A 25,179-nucleotide genomic window follows, 5' to 3' on the forward strand; every position below is an offset into this window, starting at 1 on the left:
GAGAGCGCCATGAGAAACCTTATTGTCACCGAGTTCATCAGCATCGATGGCATCGCCGAGGTCGAGAAGCTGCCCAGCGTGACCTGGAACGATGAGATGCAAAGGTTCAAGGAGGACGAGCTTGCCGACAGCGGGGCCATGCTTCTGGGGCGCACGACCTACGAGATTTTTGCCGGCTCTTGGCCCAAGGAAACCGGAGACTTCGCCGACCGGTTCAATGCGCTGCCGAAATATGTCGCGTCGACAAGCCCGAAGGCACTCGACTGGAAACCGGCCGAGTTGCTGAAGGGTGCGTTGCCGGAAGCGGTTCGGGCGCTGAAGCAAGGCAGCGGCGGCAACATCTATGTGCATGGCAGCCTGAGCGTCGCGCGGGAATTGCTGCGCCATGGTCTGGTCGATCGCGTCAGGCTGCTGAGCTACCCTGGCTCCGTCGGGGAGGGCAAGAAGCTGTTCCCGCCCGATATGCCGGTGGCGTTGGAGCCGATCTCGACCGTACAGTTCAGCAATGGCGTGGTGGCGCTGGAATATGCGGCTGGGAGGGTGTGAGACGCTGGTGGGGTAATCTCCCCTTGAGGGGAGATGTCGCCGAAGGCGACAGAGGCGGCCGGTCCGTCCTGACGCAACCTCCTATCGACAGTAGGAGGTCTAGCTTCACGCGAGACGACCCCGTCTGGCCTGCCGGCCATCTCCCCCTCGAGGGGGGAGATCGGCAGCTCACCCTGCTTTCTTCCCCCGCTTGCCCTTGGCACGCGCCTCGACCACTCTTTCCACCTCGCGCTTCAGTTCGTCCTTGACCTCCTGCGTCTCGGCCAGCAGCGTGTCGATCTTCATGAAATCGAGCACGCGGTATTTCGACACCGGCGGGCGGATCAGTATGTCGGGGGGGCGCTGGTTCAGCTTGTGGGCGATGATCGACTGCATCATCAATTGCGTGGCGCCATACATCAGGTCGACCGTGGTCGGGTGCTTGCGCTCGGCCTCGCTCGGCGCGCCGACGACGTCGATGGCGATGATGATGTCGGCGGCGTTTTCGATGAGGTCGAACGGCACCGGATTGTAGATGCCGCCGTCGATCAGCACGCGGTCGTCGCGCGTCACCGGGCGGAACACCGCGGGAATGGCAGCCGAGGCGGCGAGCGCCGAATGCAGGTCGCCCTCGTCGAAGACGGCCAGCTTGTGACCGAAATAGTCCGTCGCCGTCACCTTGAGCGGGATCATCAGCTCGGCGAAGGTTTCCGGGATGGCTTCCGGCAGGAACGCCTTCAAGATGCGCTCTATGTTGAACTGGCTGACGCGGATGCCGCCCTGCATCGCCTCGGCGATGGTGCCGGGACGCGAGCGCCACATGCGCGCCGCCACCTCGGCGCGGCGGCCGAGGATCGAGCGGGCGTAGTCCTCGATGTCCTTGCCGCTCATGCCTGAGGCCATGCCGGCGCCCATGATGGCGCCGATCGAGGAGCCGGCGATGGCCACGGGCTTGATGCCGAGCTCGTCCAGCGCCTCGACGATGTGGATATGGGCGAGGCCGCGCGCGCCGCCGCCGCCAAAGGCGATACCGAAAGTCGGACCTGTCATTTGGCCTCCAGCTTCGGCCCGATGCTCATGATCGCGGGCGCCGGCGTCAGCAGCTTCTTCGCCGCTGCCTTGACCTGATCGAGCGTCACACCGTTGATGAGCGCCGCGCGGCGCTGCACGTAGTCGATGCCGAGATTGTCGAGCTGCAATTCCACCAGGGTCGCGGCAATGGCGCTGGAAGAATCCAGATTGCTGATCGCATAGGAGCCGACCATGTATTTCTTGGTCGCGTCCAGCTCGGCCTCGGTCGGCCCCTCCTCGGCCATCTTCTTGACCACGTCCTTGACGATGGCGAGCGTCTCGGCGGCGCGGTCGGAACGCGTCGCCGTGGTGATGATCAGCGCGTTGGAATGCTGGTGATCGACCAGGTTGGAATCGACGGAATAGGCCAAGCCGCGCTTTTCCCGCACCTCGTCATAGAGGCGCGAGGTGAAGGTGCCGCCGCCGAGAATCTGGTTCATCAGCACCGCGGGGAAGAAATCCGGCGCATCGCGCTTCACACCGGGGTAGGCAAACTGCAGCGAGGTCTGCGGCAGGTCGTAGTCGACCTCGAGCTGCTGGCCGAGCTTCAGTTCGGTATCGGCAACCGGTTGCAGCACCTGCTTTTCCGGCAGATCGCCGAAGACCTCATCGAGCTTCCGTTTCAGCGTCGCGGCATCTATGTCGCCGACCACCGCAACATGCAGGCCGCTGCGGGCGAAATTGGCCTTGTGGAAGGCAGCCAGATCCGCCGCCGTGATGGTGGCGATGCTGTCCTTGGTGCCCTGGTCGGGCCTGGAATACGGATGTTCGCCATAGATGGCGCGCAGCCATTTGGTTTGCGCGACGGTGTTGGGGTCACGCTCATTGGCGATGATGCCGGACAGGATCTGGGCGCGGATGCGGTCGATCGGCGCCTGGTCGAAGCGCGGGCTGGTGACCGCCAGCCTGAGCAGGTCGAAGGCCGCGTCCTTCTGCTCGGCCAGCATCCGCATCGCGCCATAGGTGCCGTCGCGCGCCGCTTCGAAGCCCATTTCGGCGCCGGCATCGTCAAGCTTGATCTGGAAGGCCTCGCTGTCGAGGTCGCCGGCGCCCTCGTCGAATAGGCCGGTCATCAGATTGACCAGCCCTTCCCGCCCCGCCGGATCCTGCGTCGAGCCGCCATCGAAGACGAAGCGGATGGCGACGATCGGAATGGAGTGGTCCTCGACCAGCCAGGCGTTGACGCCTTTCGATGAGGTCACCGGCTGAATGTCCATCGCGTGCGCGGCAAGCGCCGGCAGGATGAGGAAGAAGATGCCGAGGAACAGTGTGGCGAAGACGTGGAGAACCGCGATGCGCCTATGAGTAATCGCATCAGGCCATTGATCGCCAAGGTCAGCTCCGCCCCTCATCGCGCTGCCGGGCACTTCTCCCCGTATAGTGACGGGGAGAAAGGGTCTCGCCGCGACGCTGGCGCTCTTCTTACGACGCTGATGGTTGGCGAAATCGACGATGACAGCGCCCCTCTCCCTGTCACTATAGGGGGAGAGGATGCCGGTAGGCAGGTGAGGGGCAGCGCTAACGCTCAATCTCGTCATCATCAATTCCCCGCCTGTTGCTGCGGCAAGAGATAGCCGGTCGTCGTACGATCGAGCAGCAGATAGCGTGCGGCGACCGCCTTGATCTCATCGGCGGTGACCTTGCGAATGCGGTCCGGCCATTCCTGGATATCCCTGACGTTGCCGCCGGTGGCGAGCTCGGCGCCGTAGAGATTGGCCATCTCGTCCTGCTTGTCGCGGGCGAAGATCATGGCCCTGATATAGCGGGCCTTGGCCTTCTCCAGCTCATCGGCGGTGACGCCGTCCTTGACGATGCGGGCGATCTCGGCGTCGACGGCCGCCTCGACGTCGCTCAGCTTGGCGTCGCCGCGCGGCGCGCCATAGACGGTGAAATTGGTGGCGTCGAGCATCGTACCCTGGAAGAAGGCGCCGGTCGCCGATGCGATGCCTTGCTTGACCACGAGTTGCTGGTAGAGCCTGCTGCGGCTGCCGCCGCCAAGGATCTCTCCCAGCAGGTCGAGCGCCTCGGCCTCGCCGGGTTTTGCCGTGTGGTAGGACGGAACCACCCATTGCGTCGAAAAGCTCGGCACCGAAACGCGCTCATCGGTGAGCGTCACCGTGCGCTTGGTGTTCTGCTCCGGCTCGACCGGGCGGATGCGCGGGGGCAGGTCGGGACCGCGCGCGACCTTGCCATAGGTTTTTTCGGCCAGCGCCTTCACGACCTCCGGCTCGACATCGCCGGCCACGATCAGCACCGCATTGTTGGGCCGGTAGTATTTGTCATAGAAAGCAACCGCATCGGTGCGGTTCAACTGCTCCATCTCCTGCATCCAGCCGATCACCGGAATGCGGTAGGGCTGGTTCTGCCAGAGCGTCGCGTCGACCTCTTCGTCGAGCACCGCCTGCGGATTGCTGTCGATGCGCGAGCGGCGCTCTTCCAGGATCACGTCGCGCTCGGTCTTGATGACCTCGTCGGTCAAGATGAGGTTGCGCATGCGATCGGCCTCGAAGCTCATCATCTCACCGAGTGCCGAGGGCGCCACCGTCTCGTGGAAGGCAGTGTAGTCATAGGAGGTGAAGGCGTTGTTGGAGCCGCCGATGGCCGATATGGCGCGGTCGAACTCGCCCGCGGCGTGGTTGGTCGTGGCCTTGAACATCAGGTGTTCGAAGAAGTGCGCTATGCCGGACTTGCCTGGCGGCTCGTCGGCGCTGCCGATCTTGTACCACACCATATGGGTTACGATGGGGGCGCGATGATCGGGAATGACCACCACCTCCATGCCATTTTCGAGCAGGAAGTTGGCCACCTTGCCATCATCCGCGGCCAGGGCCGGGCCGGCCATGGTCAGCGCGGTGGCGAGCAAGGCTCTCCGCAGCCATTCAGTATGAAATGTCATTGATGGCTCCGGTTGTTATCGCGCGACGATAGGCAAGGTTAGCCGCGGAGGCAAAGTGAATTGTGCGTCATTTTGAAGGCGCCGGTCGCTCCACCCTTACGCAAGCTCGATGAACCGGACCACCGTCTCGCCGTAGTTTCGTTCATCAACCACCGAGAATTCCGGCCCAATCTCGAAGGGCGCCGAGGCGGCTTCCTCGACCACGCAGAGCGCGCCGGGCAGCAACCAGCCGCCATCTCTGGCCGAGCGCAGGGCGCGCTCGCCAAGGCCCTTGCCATAGGGCGGATCGGCGAAGACCAGGCCGAATGCCGCAAGCGTACCGGCCTCACCCAGGGCGGTCGCGTCGCGGCGGAAGATCTTGGTGCGGCCGGTAAGGCCAAAAGCTTCGACATTGGTGCGGATCAGGCCGCGTCCTTCGGCCGATTCTTCGATAAAGACGCCATAGGAAGCGCCGCGCGACAGCGCTTCGAGGCCGAGAGCGCCGGTGCCGGCGAAAAGGTCGAGCACACGCGCGCCGTCGAGCTTGTCGGCAAAGCGGTGCGCCAACACGTTGAAGACGGCCTCGCGGGCGCGGTCGGTCGTCGGGCGGATGGCATGGTCGCGCGGCGTTGCCAGCGGACGCCCGCGAAATTGGCCGCCGACGATTCTCATTTATGCCCGGGTCTCATTTAAGGCCGGATCTCATTGAAGTCCCGGCATCATCTGGTCCTCGGGCCCTTGGGACCGTTGCGTGGCCGCTCGCCGCCCCGACCGCCATCCGGACGCTCGCCACCCGGCTTGCCGAACGGCTTGGCTCCGCCCGGCTTGCCATAGGACGGCTTGCCATAGGACGGCTTGAACGACGCCTTGCGCGCCTTGGCCTCGGCCGCCTTGGCGGCATCGGCTTCCGCCCTGCCCTTGCCGATCGGACGCGCGCCCGGCGCCATCCAGACATTAGCCTTGCGCTGGCTCGGCGGATCGATCGGCCGCTGCTCGCGCTCGGGCTTCTTGCCGCCGCGCGGTTTGTCACCAAAGGCGCCGCGCGGCTTGTCGCCGAAGCCTCCACGGGGCTTGTCGCCAAAATCGCCGCGCGGCTTTTCGCGAAACTCGTTGCGCGGCTTGTCCGAAAACTCGCTGCGCTCGGGTCTCGGGCCGCGTTCGCCAAAGCTCTTTTCCGGCCTCGCGCCCCTTTCGGGACTGGTCGACAGCTTGCCGAGCGCTTCGTCGCGGCTGCCTTCGCGGCGCTTGCGGTTCTTGATCAGACCGCCCTCGCCGATCGGCCGATGGTCACCCTCGCGGGTGACTTTCGGCCGTTCCGGCTCCGCGTCACGCTCTCGCCGCACCGGCTGGTTGGAAAACGGCTTGATGATCTCGGCGTCGAAATTGGCGCCGGATTCCTCGACCAGTCGCTCGCCGAGCTGGTCGCGCAAGACGCGGCCCTTGATCTCCAGCACATGGCCTTCGGCGAGATCGTCGAGCTGGAACGGTCCGTAGGAGATACGGATCAGCCGCGTCACGTCGAGGCCGAGCGATCCAAGGATGTTCTTCACTTCGCGGTTCTTGCCTTCGCGCAGGCCGATCGTCAGCCAGGCGTTGGTGCCTTGCTCACGGTCGAGCGTCGCTTCGATGGCGCCGTAGAAGACGCCGTCGACGGCAATGCCTTCACGCAGGCCTGCGAGCATGCTTTCCTCGACCTTGCCATGAACGCGCACGCGGTAACGGCGCAGCCAGCCAGTGGCAGGCAGTTCGAGCACGCGCGACAGACCGCCATCATTAGTGAGCAGCAGCAGGCCTTCGGTGCTGATGTCGAGGCGGCCGATGGTCATCAGCCGCGGCAATTCGGCCGGCAGCACGTCGAACACGGTCTTGCGGCCCTCGGGGTCGCGGTTGGTGGTAACGACGCCGGCCGGCTTGTGAAACAGGAACAGGCGGGTGCGCTCGATCGGCGGGATCTCCATGCCGTCGAGATGGATGATGTCGCCCGGCATGACGTTGAAGGCCGGCGAGGTCAAAGCCCGGTTGTTGACCTTGACACGGCCCGCCGCGATCAGGTCTTCGGCGTCGCGGCGCGACGCCAGGCCGGCGCGGGCCAGCCGCTTGGCGATACGCTCGCCGGCTTCTTCAGCCTCGGCCGGACGCGGGCGCGGCTTGAAGGGGCCGCCAGATGCTTGCGGCCGGTCACCACCGAAATCGCGCTTGGGGCGATCGCTGAAGTCACGCTTGGGACGATCTCCGGCGTCGCGCTGCGGGCGATCGCCAAAATCGCGCTTTGGCCGGTCAAAACGCTTTTCGCCCTCGGCGGAAGCAGGCCGATCGCCACGCGGTGCGTAGGGCTTGCGCGGCCCTTCACGCTTTTCGAAAGGCTTGCCTTCGGGACGCGGCCCCTTGCTGAACGGCCGATCGCCGCCCTTGAAATCGCGCTTTGGCCGCTCGCCATCGGCCGCAACCGGCCGATCGCGGCGCGGTGCATAAGGCTTGCGCGGCCCCTCGCGCTTTTCATACGGCTTGCGTTCACCCTCGGCCGCCATAGGGCGATCCCCACGCGGCGCATAGGGTTTGCGCGGCCCTTCGCGCTTTTCATACGGCTTGCGCTCGCCTTCGGCTGCCATCGGCCGGTCACCGCGTGGTGCATATGGCTTGCGCGGTCCCTCGCGCTTTTCGAAGGGCTTGCCTTCGGAACGCGGACCTTTGCTGAATGGCCGGTCGCCACTTTTGAAATCGCGCTTGGGCCGCTCGCCCTCAGCCGCTGCGGGCCGGGCGCCTCGCGGTGAATAGGGTTTCTTGGCCCCGAAGGAGGGTTTGCCGCTTTTGCCGGCGGCGCCATCGCGGCGCGGCCCCGCGGCTCCAGGGCCGCTTTTGCCCGGGCCTTTGTGGCGCGGAGATTTCTTGTCGTTGTCGTCCATGTGGCCTTTGCCTTGTTGCGCTGCTACAGCGTGGCGCATCCTTTCGGACGCGCAAAGGACGCTATAGCACTTTGATTTGGCGCATGATCATTTCCGAAAATCTGTTCCGATATTCGGGTTGACGCGCTCCATAACAGGATCACCGCCAAGTGGCGAGGAGATAATCGGAATGGAAACCGCGTGAAGCGGCCGGATTTCATGGCGCTGGCGCTGAAAGAGGCGCAAGCCGCCGCCTTGCGCGGAGAAGTTCCGGTTGGCGCCGTCATCGCCAGCGGCGACACGGTGGTCGCATCCGCCGGCAACCGCACCCGCGAACTTGCCGATCCGACGGCGCATGCCGAAATGCTGGCCATCCGCGCGGCCTGCCAAACGCTCTCCAGCGAGCGGCTGACCGGCCACGACCTCTATGTGACGCTGGAACCCTGCGCCATGTGCGCAGGCGCCATTTCCTTCGCCAGGCTGCGCCGGCTCTATTTCGGCGCGGCCGACGAGAAGGGCGGCGCGGTGGTCAACGGCGTGCGCTTCTTCGCTTCGCCGACCTGCCACCATACGCCCGACATCTATCCGGGCATGGCCGAGGCCGACGCGGCGCTGCTGCTCAGGGAATTCTTTCGGGAAAGACGCGAAACGTAGAGCCTTCAGCTACCGAAGGCGACGGTTCCTACCAGGAGGGCAGCCAGTCGAAGAGCCCGCCGCTCTTGCCCTTGGCGGCCGCTTCCTTCTTGAGGCGGCGTTCCTTCTTGTATTCATCCTCGCCGAGTTCGCCCTGCGGCGCCGTGTCGGAGGCAGCCCGATAGGCCAGAGGCGGCTCGCTCAGATATCTGCGAGTGTTGGGATCGCCCTGCTTTTGCTCTGCGGTGCGGCGCTGGATCTCGGCGGCGCGGCCCTTGTCTGAATCCTTCGGCGACCAGGCCGGCGGGTGGCTTGAGCCCGAATCCGCCAGCGCCTTCTTCACGGAAGCCGGATCGGTCTGCACGTCGTCGACGATCCCCGACTGATAGGACGGGTCGTCCTGGTGGGCAGTGGCGTCGGCACGCAGGCGGGCGCGGCGCTGCTCGGGCGATTCGGGCCAATCGGTGCTCGCCGTCTCGATGCTTTCCTGAGGCGGCGGCAGCACTTCCTTCTGCCCCGGCGCCGGCTTTACCAGCTCCGGACGCGGCCTGTAGTCGATCTGTTCCTTGTGCTTGGGCGTGATCGCGAAGGCGCCGGAAAGGTCGCCCGCAAGCTGCTCGCCAGCCGTCTTGTCGGTGCCGTAGGTCGGCGAACCCATGCAGCCGGACAGAGCGAGGCCGGACGCGACAAGCGGCGCCAGCAGCGCAACGCGCACGGAAGTTCTGTCGATCATGCCAAAAAGTCCCACTCTAGACAGCCTCTCGATCGTCACCGGCCGAAGGCCCGGTCCCCATCGTCCACGCTCTTGCGACGGAATTCCGGCGACAATTTGTCTTCCGGAGTTTCGCGTGTTTATCTCAACCACTCGTTAAGGGCAACGCGCGGGCGCTTTTCACCCGCCCGCCGTGGCATTTGTGCACCGGCTTTGAGCACTCACAAACGTCCCAGAGCCTTGAGTTCATGCAGCACGCCGGCATCGCGGGCAGACACGTCGGGGAATTCCACGTCCTGCCCGACATCGGCGGTATAGCGCCACGAACGCGCGCATTTGACCAAGCCGCGGTCCTCGGCCTTTTCGACCACCACCGCGACACCTTTGACATCGTCGAGCGCAAAGGCGCCTTCCGGCGCCTTACCGTGGGCGATGACGAGACCGCTGGTGATCGCCATTTCGGCCATGTCGACATCGGCGATCGCGGCTTCAAGCGCGGCATCGTCGAGGGTCACGACCGGCACGGCTTCCAGCGAGGCACCGATGACCTTCTGAGCGCGTGCGATCTCGAGCGCGCCGGTGACGACTCGGCGGACCTGCCGCACCTTGCGCCATTTTTCCGCCAGTGCCTCGTTCTTCCACTCGGCCGGAATCTCGGGGAACTGGTCGAGATGCAGCGAGACAGCATCCGGATGACGGTCGAGCCAGGCTTCTTCCGTGGTGAAGGGCAGCATCGGCGCCAGCCATTTCACCAGGCAGTCGAAGAGGTGGCGCACCACTTGCACCGAGGCCTTGCGCTTCACGCTGCCGGGCCCCTCGCAATAGAGCGCGTCCTTCCTGATGTCGAAATAGAAGGCCGACAGCTCGACCACCATAAAGTCCAGCAAAGTGCGGGTGATGCGTTTGAACTCGAACGCGTCGTAGCCCGAGCGCACGACCTCATCGAGCTCGGCCAGCCGATGCAGCATCAGCCGCTCCAGCTCCGGCATCTTTTCGAGCGGCACTTCCTCGCCATCGTCATGGGCGAGCGTGCCCAGCATCCAGCGGATGGTGTTCCTGAGCTTGCGATAGGCATCGATGTTGGTCTGCAGCACGTTCTTGCCGAGACGCTGGTCTTCCCAATAGTCCGTCGTCACCACCCACAAACGCAGAATGTCGGCGCCGGACTGCTTGATGACGTCCTGCGGCACGACGGTGTTGCCGAGCGATTTCGACATCTTTCGCCCCTCTTCATCCATGGTGAAGCCATGGGTGACGACGGTGTCGTAGGGCGCCCTGCCCCTGGTGCCGCAGCTTTCGAGCAGCGAGGAGTGGAACCAGCCGCGATGCTGGTCGGAGCCTTCGAGATAGACGTCGGCCGGCCATTTCAGGTCCGGACGGTCTTCTAGCGTGAAGACATGCGTCGAGCCCGAATCGAACCAGACGTCGAGGATGTCCATCACCTGCTTCCATTTGGAGGCATCATGATTGCCGAGGAAACGCTCCTTGGCGCCGGCAGCGAACCAGGCGTCGGCGCCTTCCTGTTCGAAAGCATCCATGATGCGCTGGTTGACGGCTTCGTCCTTCAGCACGTTGCCATCCTCATCGGCAAAGACGGCGATCGGCACGCCCCAGGCGCGCTGGCGCGACAAGACCCAATCCGGGCGTTCCTCGATCATGGCGCGGATACGGTTCTGGCCGGCCGCCGGCACGAAGCGTGTGTCGTCGATCGCCTTCAGCGCACGGCTGCGCAACGTCGTGCCGTCGCCGAGGTCCTTGTCCATATAGACGAACCATTGCGGCGTGTTGCGGAAGATGATCGGCTTCTTCGACCGCCAGGAATGCGGGTAGGAATGCTTCAGCCGGCCGCGCGCGAACAGCGCGTTGCGCTTGATCAGTTCGTCGATGACCGCCTGATTGGCATTGCCCTTCTTGCCGTTGTCGTCGATGACGCGCGCGGCGCCACCTTCACGGTCCGGGCCGAAGCCTGGCGCGTCTCTGGTGAAGAAGCCGGCGTCGTCTACAGCGAAGGGGATGGCAGGGTCGATGCCACGTGCGCGCAAATCCGATGCTGCATCCATCCAGGCATCAAAGTCCTCGCGGCCATGGCCGGGCGCGGTGTGGACGAAGCCGGTGCCGGCGTCGTCGGTGACATGATCGCCGGCCAGCATCGGCACGGCGAATTCGTAGCCGCCGCCGAGACCTTTGAAGGGATGTGAAAGTGTAAGGCTTCCAAGCTCTTCGACCGAAACGCTGCGAAGCCGATTCAAGGTGACCTTGGCCTTGGCCGAGGAGTCTTCGGCAAGCGCATCTGCAAAGATCAGCTTTTCACCGGGCTGTGGACCGAACGAATTTTCGGCTGCTGTAACTTCATAAAGGCCGTAGCCGATCCGTGACGAATAGTTGACGGCACGGTTGCCGGGGATCGTCCACGGGGTTGTCGTCCAGATGACGACGTGGGCGTTGTCCAAAAGTGCAACGCTTTCCGGAACGCGCATGGACGGTGCAGCGTCTGATGCAAAGTGCTCAACGCTCCAAAATCCTGACACAACTGGAAACTTCACCCAGATCGTGTCGGACTCATAGTCCTGGTATTCGATCTCGGCCTCGGCCAGTGCGGTGCGCTCGACCACGCTCCACATCACCGGCTTGGAGCCGCGATAGAGCTGGCCGGACATGGCGAACTTCAACAACTCCCCGGCGATGCGCGACTCCGAGTGGAAAGCCATCGTCGTATAGGGGTTCTTGAAATCGCCGACGACGCCGAGCCGCTGGAACTCGCCGCCCTGCACCGTGATCCAGTTCGCGGCGAAGTCGCGGCATTCCTTGCGGAACTCGTTGACCGGCACCTCGTCCTTGTTCTTGCCCTTGGCGCGGTACTGTTCCTCGATCTTCCATTCGATCGGCAGGCCGTGGCAGTCCCAGCCGGGCACGTAATTGGAGTCATAGCCGCGCATCTGGAACGAACGGGTGATGACGTCCTTGAGGATCTTATTCAGCGCGTGGCCGATATGGATGTTGCCATTGGCGTAGGGCGGGCCGTCATGCAGCACGTATTTTTCGCGGCCGGCGGCCGCCTCGCGCAGCTTGGCGTAAAGGTCCATATCCTGCCAGCGCTTGACCAGCAGCGGCTCTTTTTCAGGCAAGCCGGCGCGCATCGGGAAATCCGTCTGCGGCAGATAAAGCGTCTTGGAATAGTCGATCGTTTCAACAGTGTCGGTCATTGGTCTGCCATATGCATTGCCCGGCGGGCGTAAAAGCTCGGGCGTGAACTATCATGATTGGAAAAGCGCGAGGGGGCGCGCAAAACTCCCGGCGGCTCCGGCGGCGCTCAGGCCGCCCGGAACACCGGGCCTGTAATTCGTATCGTCAGCGCGCGAACGCGTGAAAAGCTCGTCATTCCCGGGCTTTTAGCGGAGAAAGCCGTAGGAATAAAGCGTCTCTTGTTCGATTCACTTACATCGCGAAGTCGAAGCGATAGGTGGTCGAGACGCCGACCGTGAACTGGTTACGGTCGCCGCGCTCCTTGACCAGGCTGGAATCGGCGGCCGGGCCTATCAGGCGCGCATATTCGCCGAACAGGCTGGCGGTCATCGGGTCGGTGACCTTCCAGGTGATGGCGCCGCCGAGTCCGGTCGATTTCAGGCCGCCGCCAGGATGGTATTCGCTCAGGCCCGAGGCCACAGCCTCCTTGGCGTTGACGCCATAATAGGAGTCGAAATAGCTCGATGAGGCAAAGGACACGCGCGGGCCTCCCGAAATCCTGACCGTCGGCGTGATATCGTAGAAGGCATCGGCGGCGATGTCGGCGACAAAGCCATTATGGGCACGAATGCCGTGGCGCAATTCGGCGCGGGCGCGCAACCAATCCGTCGGGTAGAATTCGAAGAAGCCGCCGACCTCACCGCCCCAGCGCACCGGGCCGAGGCCCTTGAGTTCATCCTTGCTGTCGCGTGAAAACAGGAACTTTCCGGTCAGGCCGGCGCGGACGCCGCCATCGTCGACCAGCGCCAGCGAGATGTTGTCGTTGCGCGAGGTAAAGCGCGCGGCCGGGCCGGCCTTGCCCAGCGAGATGATCGGCGATGCGCTGAGCAGATAGCTTTTGGAGCCCTCGAATTTCGGCGCGACCATGCCGGTGGCGCCAAGCGTCAGGTACCAGTCGCCGGACATCCAGCCGAAGGCACCCTCGCCCGCATTGGCGGTGGACACAGTGAGCAGCGCCGAGGCGAGAAACAGCGGAATCGTCCAGACAATACGCATCATCACCCCATACGCGAAACAAAACGGAGAGAACACCCGGCAGCCAAAGCCATGGCGCCGGTTCAGTAAAATTTGACTTAAAATCTACAGCAGTGGCGGCAACTGCGACCCTGTTTTTTGTGCTGTGGCCCATTTGAACAGGGCGCCGCCGGGCCTGTGGCGAGTTGACAGAAATAACGAGGTTGCCTAAATTCGCGTTAGTGCAGACTAACATGAACAGATGGACAGCGCTTGGCGACCCGACCAGGCGGATGATCTTCGAACTGCTGGTCGAACAACCCTGTTCGGTCGGGGAATTGGCTCGTGCGCTTCCTGTCACCCGGCCGGCGGTCTCGCAGCACCTGAAGGTGCTCAAGGACGCCGGCCTCGTGGCCAACACACGGCTAGGCAAGCAACGCATCTACCGGGTCGAATCGGAAGGCTTGGCCAGCCTGCGCGCCGAACTCGACCGGTTCTGGAGCAAGACCTTGGCGGCCTACAAAGTGGTCGTCGAACAGCCCTTGAAGGAGCAGGAATGAGCACACATCAACCGCCCGTGAGGCACTCCATCCTTGTCGAGGCTCCGATCGCACATGCCTTCAAGGTCTTCACCGAGCACTTCGGCAGTTTCAAACCCAAAGAGCATAACCTGCTTGCGGTGCCGATCGCGGAGACGATCTTCGAACCCCGCGTTGGCGGTCACGTCTACGACCGCGGTGTGGATGGCAGCGAGTGCCGCTGGGCACGGGTGCTGGCCTACGAGCCGCCGAACCGACTGCTTCTGAGTTGGGATATCAGCCCTCAATGGCAGATCGAGACCAATCCGGACAGGACCAGCGAGTGGGAAGTCCGGTTTACGGCGGAGACGAATAGCCGGACCCGCGTCGAGATCGAGCATCGCAATCTCGAACGTCATGGCGAAGGCTGGGAAGGCGTGCGCTTTGGGGTCGACGGCGATCAAGGCTGGCCGCTGTATCTCAGGCGATTCCAAGATCTTTTTGCCAGCAAGGTGACCTGAAGGAGCACAATTATGGAACCCTATTGGCTAAGCATCCTCGGTGTACTGATCCTCTGTCTTTTGTCAGTCGCGCTGGCGGTTTACTCGGGTTCGTCCAAGGGATTTGCCGGAGCGCTTTCCGGTCCGGTGATCCCGGCCGACGACGCCAATCTCCTCTACAGGATCGACCGCGTGCATATGAACTCGGTCGAGGCGCTGGCGCCTTTTGTCGTCCCGGCGGTGCTGGCCATGATGGTTGGCGTTGGGTCGGCCACGTTGGCGACCATTGTCTGGGTTCATGTGGCGATACGCCTGCTTCACCTGGGGGTTTACCTACGCGGCGGCAATGCCGCCAAGGGTGGCAGTGTCAGAACGATCGTCTACGTCTCTGGAGCGATCGTCACGCTTGTCCTCATCCTTGTGACTGGGTGGGCTGCCATAAATTGACACGTACGCGCGAACCTCAAGCACCGACGCTTTGTTTGTTTGCTAGCCGTCGCCATCGGCTGGACGTCCGCTACAGCCGGGGCTAACCTCCCGGCAAGGTGCCAGGCGATTTCGAGGAGATGCAGCCATGACGTTGCACGGTGACACCCTGAAAGACGCGATCGGCCGGACACGAGACAAATGGGGATGGTTCGTCGCGCTCGGCGTGCTGCTGCTCATCTTCGGCGGCATTGCCTTCGGCAATCTGTTCATCGCCACCGTCGCCTCGGTCTATGTCGTGGGATGGCTGATGCTGATGGCCGGCATCATCGAGATCGTGCATGCCTTCGGGGTGAAGACCTGGAGCCGCTTCTTCTATTGGCTGCTCAGCGGCCTGCTTTATGCCGTTGCCGGTTTCTTTGCCTTCGACAATCCGCTGCTGGCCTCGACGGTGCTGACCTTGCTGCTGGCGGTGGCGCTGGTCGCTTCAGGCGCGCTCAGGGCCTGGGTCGGCTATAGCCACCGACCGGAAAAGGGCTGGGGCTGGGTCGTCGCGGCGGGCCTGATCAGCGTGCTGGCGGGGCTGACCATCGCCATGGGCTGGCCGGTCAACAGCCTGTGGGTGCTCGGCCTGTTCCTGGCCATCGACCTGATCTTCCAGGGCTGGAGCTTCATCGCTCTCGGACTGGCGTTGAAGAAGTAGGGCCTTGAAGAGGTAAGCGGCCGGAAGGCTCAAAAAGCGATGGCGCCGTCCAGATCCGAAAGCGGCCTGACGCCGGCCAGCAGCGCGCGCGCCTCCGCCTCGTCGCGCTTCATTTGTGCCACCAGCGCATCGAGCCCATCGAACTTCACCTCGGGGCGCAAAAAGCCGAAGAACGATACGTCGCAGATCTCACCATAGAGATCGCCGGCAAAGTCGAAGACGAAGGTTTCGAGCAGCGGCGCGCCATTGTCGTCGACAGTCGGGCGACGCCCGAAGCTGGCGACACCATCATGCAGCGTGCCGTCGGCGCGGCGAAAGCGGACGGCATAAATCCCTTCCTTCAGAGTCGTTTCCAGCGAAAGCCTCATGTTGGCTGTCGGGAAGCCGAGCGTGCGGCCTAGCTGCTGGCCGCCGATCACTTCGCTTTCGACGGTGAAGCGGTAGCCGAGCAGGCCTGCGGCCTCGGTGACCTCTCCCTCACAGAGCAGCTCGCGGATACGGCTCGACGACACCACCTCGGCGCCCTCGTCGCGAAAGGCGTCGACCAGGGTGACGCCGAAACCATGGCGTTCGCCTGCCGCCATCAGAAACGCAGGACCGCCCTGCCGGTCCTTGCCGAAGTGAAAATCGAAGCCGGTGACGGCATGGGTGATGCCGAGGTTCGTCTCCAGCACATCGGTCACGAAAGCCTCGGCCGACAGGCCGGCAAAGGCGCGCGTGAACGGCTGTTCGACGAGTGCGGCAAAGCCCAGATGCGACAGCAGCCGCGCCTTCATCGGCGGCGGCGTCAATACGAACAGCGGCATATCGGGCCTGAACACCTTGCGCGGATGCGGCTCGAAGGTCAGCACTAGCGCCGGCACGCCGCGCCGCCCGGCTTCGGCAAGCGCGCGATCGAGCACCGCCTGGTGGCCGCGATGGACGCCGTCGAAATTGCCGATCGCCACCACGCCGCCGCGCAAATGCGGCGGCAGCGGCGCGGGTGCTGAAATGTGTTCGAAAGCTGCGCTCATGCAGCAACCCTACCGCAGTCTCGGAATGACGGCGACCGGCCGGTAGCCGTGCATTTGCAGAAAGGCTGCAAGCCTGGCAGGGTCCGGCTGCATGGCATCGCCGTAGTCGCGCGCGTGAATGCCGCCCGACACGTAAAGCACGTCGATGCCGTTGTCGGCGGCGCCCTTGACGTCGGTCATCATGCCGTCGCCGATGGCCAGCACCTCGGAGCGCTCGACGTCGCGGCCGAGAAGCACGGCAACCTCCCGCAGCGCCACGTCATAGACCGGCGCATAGGGTTTTCCGGCGATCAGCGTGCGGCCGCCAAGCTGGGCATAGTCGCGCGCCAAGGCGCCGGCGCACCAGATCATGCGCTCGCCGCGTTCGACCACGATGTCGGGATTGGCGCAGATGAAAGGCAAGTTCCTGGCGCGCAGTCGGCGCAGCAGATCGGCGTAATCCTCCGGCGTTTCCACCTCGTCGTCGAACAGCCCGGTGCAGACCACGCCGGAAGCCTCGAACTCCTCGACGAGCTCGACGTCGAGACCGTCATAGAGGGTGAAGTCGCGGTCGGCGCCGATATGGAAGACTGTTCGCGGGCCTTCGGCGATAAGGTCTCGGGTCACATCGCCCGAGGTGACCACGCGATCGTAGGCGGCAGCGGGAACGCCGATCGCATTCATCTGCGCCACCACATCGGCATTGCGGCGCGGCGAATTGGTGATCAGGACGACCGGGACCTTCGCCGCACGCGCGGCGGCGAGCGCTTCGGCAGCCGCCGGAAAATGCCATTCGCCATTGTGGATCACCCCCCAGACATCGCACAGGATGGCCGAGTAGGCGCCCGACAAATCCGCGAGCGAGCCGATGATCTCAGGCGAATCCGCCATGCCGTTTTCCTGCTGTGACGATCATTGCGAGAGCTGCAGCGACGGTCCGCCGCAACCGGCCCCGCATTAACCGAAGCGTTTCATCCTGTCACCAGCTTTTCGGCACTTGCGAGGCTGTTGCGCAACGGGCTGATCGAAGGTTGCACAGGCAGGAACCACCCTTCTCCGAGCTTCGGTCGATCGAAACAATGTCGCACCGCTGATCACCAGGGCCGAGTGGTTAACGAGCCTTGAAAAGATGGGCCGATGTTGAATGTATTTCAGCAACCTGAAATTTAACGATTTTGTGGGCATCTTCGGACCGATATTGGGGTCCTGGCAGGGGTGCTGAAGGCATGATCCGCAGATTTCTGAACGACAGACGCGGCAACTATGCCTTGATGACAGTGATCACCATGGTGCCCTTGATGGGCGCGCTGGCGCTTGCAATCGACTACACCGATCTCCTGCGCCAGAAGCAGAACATGCTGAACGCGCTGGATGCCGCCGGGATTGCCACGGCACAGCAGATCGTCACCGGGGCGACCGACACGGCAGTCAAGGCCTATGCGAAGGATTTCTTCGAAGCCAATCTCGGAAAGGTCAGCTCGGCCAATACGGCCCTGACGGTGACGCTGCCCAACAACAACGCAGGTGGCGGCACGCTGAAGCTGTGCGCCAGTTTGACGTTCCACCCCTATTTCCTGCCGGTGGCGGCCATGCTGATCGGAAGAACGTCCACCGATGCCAAAACCTCCGCGTGCTCCGAGATCCGCCTCAAGAACACGCTGGAAGTGTCTCTCGTGCTCGACAATTCCGGCTCCATGAGCATCAACGGCTCCGGCACCGGCCAGCCGCGAATAGATTTGCTCAAGAAGGCCGCTACCGAGCTTGTCAATACGATGGCGCTCCAGGCCGCACAAATGAGGCAGGTCACCAGGCCGGTGCAGTTCTCGCTGGTCCCGTTTTCCGCCTCGGTCAATGTTGGCCCAGCCAACAAGGACGCAACCTGGATGGATACGACCGGCATTTCGCCAATCCATCACGAGAACTTTGATTGGCAGTTCATGTACAAGAACGCGTCGTCTGGTTATGACTCGAATAAATACATTGAAAAGGTCGGCAGTGCTTACTGGAAGCGCGGCAGTGGCTGGGGCACCGGGCAATACGGCCAAAATACCACGGCGACGCGGTTCAGTCTCTTTGCAAACGACATGAAGGCCACGACCTGTACGAAAAAGAACTCGAACGGCAGTTGCAAGACCTCTGTGACCGCCCAATACGAAGCCTGGAAGGGCTGCGTGGAGGCGAGGCCGTATCCCTATAACGACGACGACACGTCGCCGACCACTGGCACGCCCGCCACCATGTTCGTGCCGATGTTCGCGCCGGACGAAGCTGGCAATTTCTGGACCGACACCACTCGCACCAGCACATCGACCTGGGGTTACGCCAACAATTGGTGGATCGATTATTCCGACACGCTGACTGTCACCAAACGCCAGGCGGATATGCGAAAGTATTTTCTGACAAAGCCCTGGGACGCATCGAGTACTGCGGCCGATGATGGGCCCAATTCGGCATGCACGACCGCCGCGATCACGCCGTTGCAGGACATAACCACCACCGACGGCAAGAAAATCCTGACGGATGCCATCAATGCCATGGCCCCGACGGGCAACACCAACGTGCCGGAAGGGCTGGCCTGGGGCTGGCGGACGGTGTCGAGCAACGAGCCATTCACAGAAGGCCGGCCGAACACTGAAAGGGGCAACGACAAAGTCGTCATCGTGCTGACCGACGGCGCCAACACCTACAGCATCGGCCCCACAAACGACATGACCAGCAGCTATGCTAAGGACGGATCGACCTACGCCGCCTATGGTTATACCGGCCCGAAAACGGGGGAAACCGCGACCCGCCTTTTCGTCAACACGACCGTCCCCAAGACAACTTATACGGCGGCCAACTACACAACCGCGCTTGACCAGCAGATGCAAACGCTTTGCACCAATGCGAAGAATTCGAACATTCTCTTGATGACGGTCTCGCTTGACCTGGTTACCACCAAGCCGGCGGAAAAGACCGCCATAGACGCGCTCAAGAAATGCTCCTCGGATTCGCGCTTCCGCAAGGATCCGACCGACCCGAGCAAACCGGCGAAGCTGTATTGGAACGCGACCGGCGCCACCTTGTCGCAAAGTTTCAAGGAAATCGCCGACGAACTGTCGAACCTGCGCATCGTCAGCTGATCGGCGCGATCTTTCGAACACGGCGCTCCGCCTCGGCGGGGCGTTTTGTTGCGGCGTTGCTCACGTGTCCGTGCATTTGGTTAGCGCCTGGTGAAGCGCTATCCGCGCAATCGAGCAGTTTCCCAAACCCGTCCTTCAACGTTTTGTGAAACTGTGGCGGCATTGAAGAATCCGCAGGCGGGGCCGCTTACATCACATGCGTGAACTCTGGCGCACATTCCGGCGTGACTTCTGGCGTGACCGCCGCGGCAATTACGCTCTGATGACCGTTGTGGCGATGGTGCCACTGATGGGCGGCGTGGCAATGGCTGTCGACTACACCGGCGTGGTCAGCGAGAAGCAGAGGGTGGTCAACGCACTCGACGCCGCCAACTTCGCCACCGCGCGCCGGCTGGTGGAAGGCGCCACCGACGACCAGTTGCGGGCCTATGCGCTCGACTTCTTCAAGGCAAACCTCAACGACGTCGATCCCGCCGACACGACGCTCAGCGTTACGCTGCCCAGCAGCACGACCGGCGGCGGCATCGTCAAGCTGTGCGCCAGCCTGGTCTACAAGCCCTATTTCCTGCCGGCAGCGGCGATGCTGATCGGCAGGACGTCGGAAAACGTCACCTACTCCGTGTGTTCGCAAGTCCGGCTGAAGAACACGCTGGAAGTGGCCATGGTGCTCGACAATTCGGGGTCGATGTCGAACACGGGCACGGGTGCCGGACAAAAGCGCATCGACCTTCTCAAGCAAGCCGCCAAGCAGCTCGTCGACACGCTTGCCTTGCAGGCCGCGATGATCAAGCAGATCGACAAGCCGGTCCAGTTCAGCCTTGTGCCGTTCGCCGCCTCGGTCAATGTCGGCGCCAGCAACGACAACGCGTCGTGGATCGACGCCTACGGGCTGTCGCCCATCCACAATGAGAATTTCGCCTGGTCCACGCTTAACGCAGCCGACAAATATGCCCAGAAGATCGGCGGCATCTGGTACAAGAAAGGCACTGGCTGGGGTGAGCAGGAGGGGCAGATGCTGACCCGCTTCTCGCTCTACCGCGACATGAAGGTGGTCACCAGCCACGAGCGCATCGTCGGCAGCAAACGCGTGGTCTGCGACAAATATCGTGCCAATCATACATGCTCGGACAGCCACAACGAATACGACTACAACGACACATACGGACCGTTCGCCAGCTGGCAGGGCTGCGTCGAGGTCCGTCCCTACCCCTATAATGTCACCGACGCGCCGGCCTCCGGCGGACCGAACAACACCGGCACCGGCGTCGGCGATCCCGCGACCATGTTCGTGCCGATGTTCGCGCCGGACGAGCCGGGCAATCATTGGTACATAACGCAGGACCCCGACGAGGTGGCCCCCAAGACCTATGGCGCGGCCAACAGCTGGTGGAACGACGATCCGGCGAGCACCTCCGGCAAGACCAGGCAGTCCAACATGGCCAAGTATTTCCAGCCGCGGCCGATCAATGCTCCGGTGCTGTCGGCCGGTGCCGGTCCTAACTACAGCTGCACGACGACACCGATCACGCCGCTGACCGACGTCTCCAACACCGCCGGGCTGACCAAGATCAAGGCTGCGATCGACCTGATGGCGCCGAACGGCTTCACCAATGTGCCGGAGGGCATGGCCTGGGGCTGGCGCACCGTCTCCAGCACGGAGCCTTTCACAGGAGGACGTCCTGAGACGGAGCGCGGCAACGACAAGGTGGTCATCGTGCTCACCGACGGCGAGAACACCTACGCGGTGCCCAGCAGCGATCCCGCCGGCAACAAGTCGACCTATGCCGCCTATGGCTATACCGGCGTCGGCTACAACGGCACTGCGGTCACCCGCCTGTTCGGCGGCACGTCGAGCGCCATCGGCCAGCTCAACTATTCGTCGAGCAACTACACCGCCGCCCTCAACGAGCAGATGGCGACGCTGTGCAACAACGCCAAGGCGGCCAACATCATGGTGATGACGGTGGCGCTCGATATGTCGACGACCGACGCCGGCGACAAGAGCGCGATGGAGGCACTGAAGGTGTGCTCGTCGGACTCGCGCTTCCGCAAGGATCCGGCCGACCCGAGCAAGCCTGCAAAACTGTTCTGGAACGCGACCGGCGCCACGCTGTCCGACAATTTCAAGGAAATCGCCAACGAGCTCTCGAACCTGCGCGTGGTGAGCTGAGGGTTGAAGCTGCTGATCTTCCCCCACCTTGCGGGGGAAATTGGCGGCTTCGCCGCTTTCGCCAATTTTCGACGCTGGCGCAAAGGCTCCGGCCATCATGCTCTTGCGGTGAGGTCAAAACGCGTGGTGGGTATCGTCACCGCTTCCCGGAGATTGCCAGTGCCCGAAACCGCCAACCATCTCGCCTTCGCGCTGGTCTGCCTGGGCATGGTGCTGACGCCCGGGCCGAACATGATCTACCTGATCTCGCGCTCGCTGTCGCAAGGCCCGAAGGCCGGGCTGATCTCGCTCGGCGGCGTGGCGGCCGGCTTTCTGTTCTATGTCGTATCGGCAGCGCTGGGCATCACCGCGCTGCTGCTTGCCGTGCCGTTTGCCTATGACGCACTGCGCATTGCCGGCGCGCTCTATCTGCTATGGCTCGCCTGGCAAGCGGTGCGGCCCGGCGGGCGCTCACCATTCCAGGTGCGCGAACTGCCGAAGGACAGGCCGCGCAAGCTGTTCGCGATGGGCCTGATGACCAATCTCCTCAATCCCAAGGTGGCGGTGCTTTATCTGTCGCTGCTGCCGCAGTTCATCTCGCTGGGCAACGGCCATGTGCTGTCGCAGCTTCTGGTGCTCGGCGCCACGCAGATCTCGATCAGCCTGACCGCCAATGCCATCATCGCGGTAACGGCCGGTTCGATCGCCACCTTCCTTGCCGGACGGCCGCTATGGATGGTCATCCAGCGCTGGATGATGGGCACGGTGCTCGCCGCGCTGGCGCTTAAAATGGCGACCGACGCGCAACGCTGATCGGACGCAGCGCGCCGAGACTACATCGGCCGCCGACCTTCCCATTCCAATTGATCGGCCGAACCTGCACGGAGGCCAGCGATTGAGATTTTCGCGGCCCTGCCCGGCAAAAGCCATGATCGCCGCTAAGTCAGGCAGGCATGACAATGATCTGCACCACCAATCATCCGCTCGCGCAAACCCGCTCTGGCGCAGCAAGTCCAAAACCAAACAGGCGCCTGCTGCTGATCGGCCTTGCAGCCATGGCCGGCCTCGCTGCTTGCAGCACGGTCTCGGTGCCGACCGGCGAAGGCGCCGGTGTCTCGTCCTCCGCCACCGCGACGCTGGCCGGCATCCGAGCTTCGGCCGGACTGCCGGCGCTGGTGCCGGACGCCCAGCTCGAGCAGGCCGCTCGGCAGCAGGCCGGCTATATGGCCTCACGCGAACGCATGAGCCACACGACGGGCTGGGGAAAGGATTTCGCGTCGCGGATGAAGGACAATGGCGTGCGGGGCGCCGCCGCCGAGAACATCGCCGAGGGCCGCTTCGACCAGCAGAAACTGTTCGACATATGGATGCATTCGGCTGGCCACCGCCGCAACATGCTCGATCCGGATTTTAGCCGCTTCGGCCTCGCCTATGTACGCGACGGACGCGACAGCGCCATCCGCTACTGGAGCTTGGTGCTCGGAAAATAGCAGCCAGCGGTTACGGCGCGAGCCAGCCGTCAGCCTTTCGCGATCAGCTCGCCGATATCCCCAGCCGACAGGGGTTTGCTGAAATAATTGCCCTGCACCTCGTCACAATTGTTCTTGCGCAGGAAGGCGACCTGGTCTTCCGTTTCGACACCTTCGGCCAGCACCCGAAGGTTCAATTTCTGCCCCAGGGAAATCACGGCGCCAGTGACCGCCTGATCGTTCTCGTCGGTCGCGAGATCGTTGATGAAGGACTTGTCGATCTTCAGCCGCGCCACCGGAAACGTCTTGAGGGCGCTGAGACTGGAATAGCCTGTTCCGAAATCGTCGATCGATATCTGCACGCCGAGCTTTTGCAGTCCGTTCATCGTTGCGACCGCCAGCTCAAAATCCTGCATGATCAGGCTTTCCGTCACTTCGAGCTCGAGATACCTCGCCTCCAGGCCGCTTTCCTTCAATGCGTTGACGACGCGGTCGATCAGGTTCTTCTCCCGGAACTGCCGCGCCGACACGTTGACGCAGACGGCTACGGGCGACAGACCGGCGCGCTGCCAGGCTTTGTTCTGCCGGCAGGCTTCGTGCAGGATCCAGTCGCCGAGCGGCACGATCAGCCCGGTCTCCTCGGCGGTCGGGATGAACATCGCCGGCGAAACCAGGCCTCGCGTCGGGTGGTTCCAGCGCACCAGCGCTTCAACGGCGAAAACCTGCCCCGATCGCAGATCCACCTGTGGCTGATAGTGCAGAGCGAATTCCGACCGGGCGAGCGCGTTTCGCAATTCCTCCTGAAGCAGGAATTTTTCATGTGCCGTTGAGTTGAACTCCGGGGCATAGAACTGGAAATTGTCGCGGCCGAATTCCTTGGCGCGATACATGGCGGCGTCGGCATTGGCCAACAGCGTATCCGGGCTGGTCCCGTCCTTCGGGTAATTTGCGATGCCGATGCTGGCCGTCGTTCTCAGCCGATGCTCTCCGACAAGAACCGGTTCCGCGATCGCATCCCTGATCGTCTGCAGGGTTTCCGAGACCACATCGACATTGGTGGTTTGGTCGAACAGGACGATGACAAATTCGTCGCCGCCAAGCCGCACGACGGTGTCGGTGGCCTTCACGCATCCAACCAAACGGCTGGCGACGGTCTTGAGGAGTTCGTCACCGGCATTGTGGCCAAACGTATCGTTCACCAGTTTGAAATTGTCGAGATCGATGAACACCACCGTCATCCAGCGATTGTATCGCTGCGCGTAGAGGACCGCCTGGGAAAGCCGATCCTCCAGCAAAGCGCGATTGGGCAGCCCGGTCAGCGCATCATGGTTGGCCATGAAGTGGATCTGGTCTTCCGCCAATTTGCGCTCGATCGCGATGCCGGCAATGTGTGTGGTGAATTCGATCAGGCGGGTCTCGGCATGGGTGGGTTCGCGCACGGTCATCGAATACATGGCAAAGGCGCCCAACACGACGCCCCGATGCGACAGGATCGGGGTTGACCAGCACGAACGATAGCCATGGGGTGCCGCCAGTTCGCGGTAATCGTCCCAAAGCGGATCCTGCAGAATATCGGTAACAATGACCGGTTCCCGCCGGTAGATGGCGGTTCCGCAGGATCCCACCTTGGGACCGATGGCCGCCCCATCGATGGCGCTCGTATAGGCTTTCGCCAGGCCCGGCGCCGCACCGTGACGCAAATGAATGCCGTCCTTGTCGAGCAGCAGGACGGAACCGAATATCCCCTTCAACTGAGACTCGACGAAGCGCATGAGGCGGTCGAGCACGTCCTCCAGCGGCGCGCTCGTGGCAATCATTTCGAGGATCTGCGCCTGCCCGCTGCGAAGGACATCCGCCTGCTTGCGGGCGGTGATGTCGTGGGCGATGCCAACCAGGCCGAAGATTTCATTTTGACGATTGCGCAGCGGCACCTTCGTCGACGAAAGCCATTTGCCGGCGCCCGACGCATCCACGACAAACTCTTCCGCGTCGATCATTGGTTGTCCGCTCTTGAGCAGGCGCTGCTCGACCAGGCGAAATTTCCGCGCAAATTCCGGGGGGTGGAGATCAAAATCGGTCAAACCGATCATGTCGCTGGTCTTGTTGCGGCCGCTATCGGTCGCAAGGGCGCTGTTGACCACGACGAAACGGCTTTGCGTATCCTTGACCCAGAGATAATCGGGCACCCAGTCGATCAGCGCCTGCAGCGAAATGCGCTCGTCGACGATCTGCCGATTGGCGAGGAGTTCAGTGATGTCCTCATGCGTGGCGATCCAACTGCCATCGGGCATGGGCTGGTTACGGATCTGGATTGTGCGACCATCGACAAGTTTGGCGGTCCAGAGCCGCGAAGCCTTGCCCGAATTGATCGAGCGAGCCGTTGCGAGATAGGTGTCGGCGGCCGT

21 protein-coding genes are annotated in these 25,179 nt (G+C 63.0%); 10 read left to right on the plus strand and 11 right to left on the minus strand.

All coding sequences use genetic code 11. From position 1 onward, the window contains the following. The first annotated feature begins 9 nt into the window (after nt 1–9). Nucleotides 10–546, plus strand: coding sequence for a dihydrofolate reductase family protein (locus NKI61_RS17245; RefSeq protein WP_352840136.1), 537 nt, complete (start codon nt 10–12; stop codon nt 544–546). Between the two features lie 168 nt (nt 547–714). On the opposite strand, the gene NKI61_RS17250 is transcribed toward NKI61_RS17245, so the two are convergent. From NKI61_RS17250 to NKI61_RS17270, 5 genes are all read right to left on the minus strand, one after another. Beyond that, nucleotides 715–1,575: a patatin-like phospholipase family protein gene (locus NKI61_RS17250; RefSeq protein WP_023671547.1), complete on the minus strand. Its 861-nt coding sequence runs from the start codon at nt 1,573–1,575 to the stop codon at nt 715–717. Further along, nucleotides 1,572–2,948, minus strand: coding sequence for a M16 family metallopeptidase (locus NKI61_RS17255; protein WP_352519208.1), 1,377 nt, complete (start codon nt 2,946–2,948; stop codon nt 1,572–1,574). The genes NKI61_RS17250 and NKI61_RS17255 overlap by 4 nt, the downstream gene beginning before the upstream one ends. Nucleotides 2,949–3,136: 188 nt before the next feature. Next, nucleotides 3,137–4,492 carry a M16 family metallopeptidase gene (locus NKI61_RS17260; protein WP_352840138.1) on the minus strand — a complete coding sequence of 452 codons (1,356 nt, stop codon included), beginning with the start codon at nt 4,490–4,492 and terminating at the stop codon, nt 3,137–3,139. Between the two features lie 96 nt (nt 4,493–4,588). Beyond that, entirely contained in the window at nt 4,589–5,143 is a 555-nt protein-coding gene (gene rsmD, locus NKI61_RS17265) for a 16S rRNA (guanine(966)-N(2))-methyltransferase RsmD (protein ID WP_023671544.1), read from the minus strand. A 47-nt stretch (nt 5,144–5,190) separates the two neighbouring features. Further along, nucleotides 5,191–7,374, minus strand: a complete 2,184-nt coding sequence (locus tag NKI61_RS17270) for a pseudouridine synthase (protein ID WP_352840139.1) — start codon at nt 7,372–7,374, stop codon at nt 5,191–5,193. A gap of 180 nt (nt 7,375–7,554) precedes the next feature. Between NKI61_RS17270 and NKI61_RS17275 the strand changes: the two genes are divergently transcribed. Beyond that, nucleotides 7,555–8,007: a nucleoside deaminase gene (locus NKI61_RS17275; RefSeq protein ID WP_023694762.1), complete on the plus strand. Its 453-nt coding sequence runs from the start codon at nt 7,555–7,557 to the stop codon at nt 8,005–8,007. A gap of 28 nt (nt 8,008–8,035) precedes the next feature. Here NKI61_RS17275 and NKI61_RS17280 read toward each other — a convergent pair whose 3' ends face one another. The 3 genes from NKI61_RS17280 to NKI61_RS17290 form a co-directional block, all read right to left on the minus strand. Then, nucleotides 8,036–8,719, minus strand: coding sequence for a hypothetical protein (locus NKI61_RS17280; RefSeq protein ID WP_023682973.1), 684 nt, complete (start codon nt 8,717–8,719; stop codon nt 8,036–8,038). 200 nt (nt 8,720–8,919) lie between these two features. After that, nucleotides 8,920–11,901, minus strand: a complete 2,982-nt coding sequence (gene ileS / locus NKI61_RS17285; protein WP_352840140.1) for an isoleucine--tRNA ligase — start codon at nt 11,899–11,901, stop codon at nt 8,920–8,922. A gap of 232 nt (nt 11,902–12,133) precedes the next feature. Then, on the minus strand, nt 12,134–12,937 hold the full coding sequence (locus NKI61_RS17290; RefSeq protein WP_352840147.1) for a MipA/OmpV family protein: 804 nt from the start codon (nt 12,935–12,937) through the stop codon (nt 12,134–12,136). 212 nt (nt 12,938–13,149) lie between these two features. Between NKI61_RS17290 and NKI61_RS17295 the strand changes: the two genes are divergently transcribed. From NKI61_RS17295 to NKI61_RS17310, 4 genes are all read left to right on the plus strand, one after another. Continuing rightward, nucleotides 13,150–13,455 carry an ArsR/SmtB family transcription factor gene (locus tag NKI61_RS17295; protein ID WP_352840141.1) on the plus strand — a complete coding sequence of 102 codons (306 nt, stop codon included), beginning with the start codon at nt 13,150–13,152 and terminating at the stop codon, nt 13,453–13,455. Further along, the gene (locus NKI61_RS17300; RefSeq protein WP_352840143.1) at nt 13,452–13,934 is read left to right on the plus strand and encodes an SRPBCC family protein; all 483 of its coding nucleotides are present in this window, start codon (nt 13,452–13,454) and stop codon (nt 13,932–13,934) included. Before NKI61_RS17295 ends, NKI61_RS17300 begins: the two co-directional genes overlap by 4 nt. 12 nt (nt 13,935–13,946) lie before the next feature. Further along, a complete protein-coding gene (locus NKI61_RS17305; RefSeq protein ID WP_352840144.1) occupies nt 13,947–14,360 on the plus strand; it encodes an MAPEG family protein in 414 nt (137 codons plus the stop codon). A gap of 127 nt (nt 14,361–14,487) precedes the next feature. After that, complete coding sequence (locus NKI61_RS17310; RefSeq protein WP_023671535.1) at nt 14,488–15,042, plus strand: HdeD family acid-resistance protein; 555 nt, start codon at nt 14,488–14,490, stop codon at nt 15,040–15,042. Nucleotides 15,043–15,071: 29 nt separating this feature from the next. On the opposite strand, the gene NKI61_RS17315 is transcribed toward NKI61_RS17310, so the two are convergent. Both NKI61_RS17315 and NKI61_RS17320 read right to left on the minus strand, forming a co-directional pair. Continuing rightward, entirely contained in the window at nt 15,072–16,055 is a 984-nt protein-coding gene (locus NKI61_RS17315; protein ID WP_352840145.1) for a bifunctional riboflavin kinase/FAD synthetase, read from the minus strand. Between the two features lie 9 nt (nt 16,056–16,064). After that, nucleotides 16,065–16,925: a TIGR01459 family HAD-type hydrolase gene (locus NKI61_RS17320; RefSeq protein WP_023747747.1), complete on the minus strand. Its 861-nt coding sequence runs from the start codon at nt 16,923–16,925 to the stop codon at nt 16,065–16,067. Nucleotides 16,926–17,260: 335 nt separating this feature from the next. Here NKI61_RS17320 and NKI61_RS17325 point away from each other — a divergent pair, with 335 nt between their 5' ends. The 4 genes from NKI61_RS17325 to NKI61_RS17340 all read left to right on the plus strand — a co-directional run bounded on the left by NKI61_RS17325 (nt 17,261) and on the right by NKI61_RS17340 (nt 22,795). Continuing rightward, nucleotides 17,261–19,156 (plus strand): TadE/TadG family type IV pilus assembly protein, encoded by a 1,896-nt coding sequence (locus tag NKI61_RS17325; RefSeq protein WP_023739211.1) that lies wholly within the window; start codon nt 17,261–17,263, stop codon nt 19,154–19,156. A gap of 196 nt (nt 19,157–19,352) precedes the next feature. Beyond that, nucleotides 19,353–21,326 (plus strand): TadE/TadG family type IV pilus assembly protein, encoded by a 1,974-nt coding sequence (locus tag NKI61_RS17330; RefSeq protein WP_023724810.1) that lies wholly within the window; start codon nt 19,353–19,355, stop codon nt 21,324–21,326. A 159-nt stretch (nt 21,327–21,485) separates the two neighbouring features. Then, entirely contained in the window at nt 21,486–22,118 is a 633-nt protein-coding gene (locus tag NKI61_RS17335) for a LysE family translocator (RefSeq protein ID WP_023671530.1), read from the plus strand. A gap of 146 nt (nt 22,119–22,264) precedes the next feature. Then, nucleotides 22,265–22,795 carry a CAP domain-containing protein gene (locus NKI61_RS17340; RefSeq protein WP_023671529.1) on the plus strand — a complete coding sequence of 177 codons (531 nt, stop codon included), beginning with the start codon at nt 22,265–22,267 and terminating at the stop codon, nt 22,793–22,795. 29 nt (nt 22,796–22,824) lie between these two features. Here the strand turns inward: NKI61_RS17340 and NKI61_RS17345 are convergent. Further along, nucleotides 22,825–25,179, minus strand: a 2,355-nt coding sequence (locus NKI61_RS17345; protein WP_352840146.1) for an EAL domain-containing protein, incomplete at its 5' end; no start/stop codon positions are given.

The organism is Mesorhizobium sp. M0514, from assembly GCF_040321145.1.
Taxonomy (GTDB): domain Bacteria; phylum Pseudomonadota; class Alphaproteobacteria; order Rhizobiales; family Rhizobiaceae; genus Mesorhizobium.

Coding starts and splice junctions, on each gene's coding strand:
- NKI61_RS17245 (WP_352840136.1), top strand. CDS start 10: ATGAGAAACCTTATTGTCACCGAGTTCATCAGCATCGATGGCATCGCC.
- NKI61_RS17320 (WP_023747747.1), bottom strand. CDS start 16,925: ATGGCGGATTCGCCTGAGATCATCGGCTCGCTCGCGGATTTGTCGGGC.
- rsmD (WP_023671544.1), bottom strand. CDS start 5,143: ATGAGAATCGTCGGCGGCCAATTTCGCGGGCGTCCGCTGGCAACGCCG.
- NKI61_RS17310 (WP_023671535.1), top strand. CDS start 14,488: ATGACGTTGCACGGTGACACCCTGAAAGACGCGATCGGCCGGACACGA.
- NKI61_RS17305 (WP_352840144.1), top strand. CDS start 13,947: ATGGAACCCTATTGGCTAAGCATCCTCGGTGTACTGATCCTCTGTCTT.
- NKI61_RS17255 (WP_352519208.1), bottom strand. CDS start 2,948: ATGAGGGGCGGAGCTGACCTTGGCGATCAATGGCCTGATGCGATTACT.
- NKI61_RS17315 (WP_352840145.1), bottom strand. CDS start 16,055: ATGAGCGCAGCTTTCGAACACATTTCAGCACCCGCGCCGCTGCCGCCG.
- NKI61_RS17300 (WP_352840143.1), top strand. CDS start 13,452: ATGAGCACACATCAACCGCCCGTGAGGCACTCCATCCTTGTCGAGGCT.
- NKI61_RS17250 (WP_023671547.1), bottom strand. CDS start 1,575: ATGACAGGTCCGACTTTCGGTATCGCCTTTGGCGGCGGCGGCGCGCGC.
- ileS (WP_352840140.1), bottom strand. CDS start 11,901: ATGACCGACACTGTTGAAACGATCGACTATTCCAAGACGCTTTATCTG.
- NKI61_RS17290 (WP_352840147.1), bottom strand. CDS start 12,937: ATGCGTATTGTCTGGACGATTCCGCTGTTTCTCGCCTCGGCGCTGCTC.
- NKI61_RS17340 (WP_023671529.1), top strand. CDS start 22,265: ATGATCTGCACCACCAATCATCCGCTCGCGCAAACCCGCTCTGGCGCA.
- NKI61_RS17325 (WP_023739211.1), top strand. CDS start 17,261: ATGATCCGCAGATTTCTGAACGACAGACGCGGCAACTATGCCTTGATG.
- NKI61_RS17270 (WP_352840139.1), bottom strand. CDS start 7,374: ATGGACGACAACGACAAGAAATCTCCGCGCCACAAAGGCCCGGGCAAA.
- NKI61_RS17330 (WP_023724810.1), top strand. CDS start 19,353: ATGCGTGAACTCTGGCGCACATTCCGGCGTGACTTCTGGCGTGACCGC.
- NKI61_RS17260 (WP_352840138.1), bottom strand. CDS start 4,492: ATGACATTTCATACTGAATGGCTGCGGAGAGCCTTGCTCGCCACCGCG.
- NKI61_RS17280 (WP_023682973.1), bottom strand. CDS start 8,719: ATGATCGACAGAACTTCCGTGCGCGTTGCGCTGCTGGCGCCGCTTGTC.
- NKI61_RS17295 (WP_352840141.1), top strand. CDS start 13,150: ATGAACAGATGGACAGCGCTTGGCGACCCGACCAGGCGGATGATCTTC.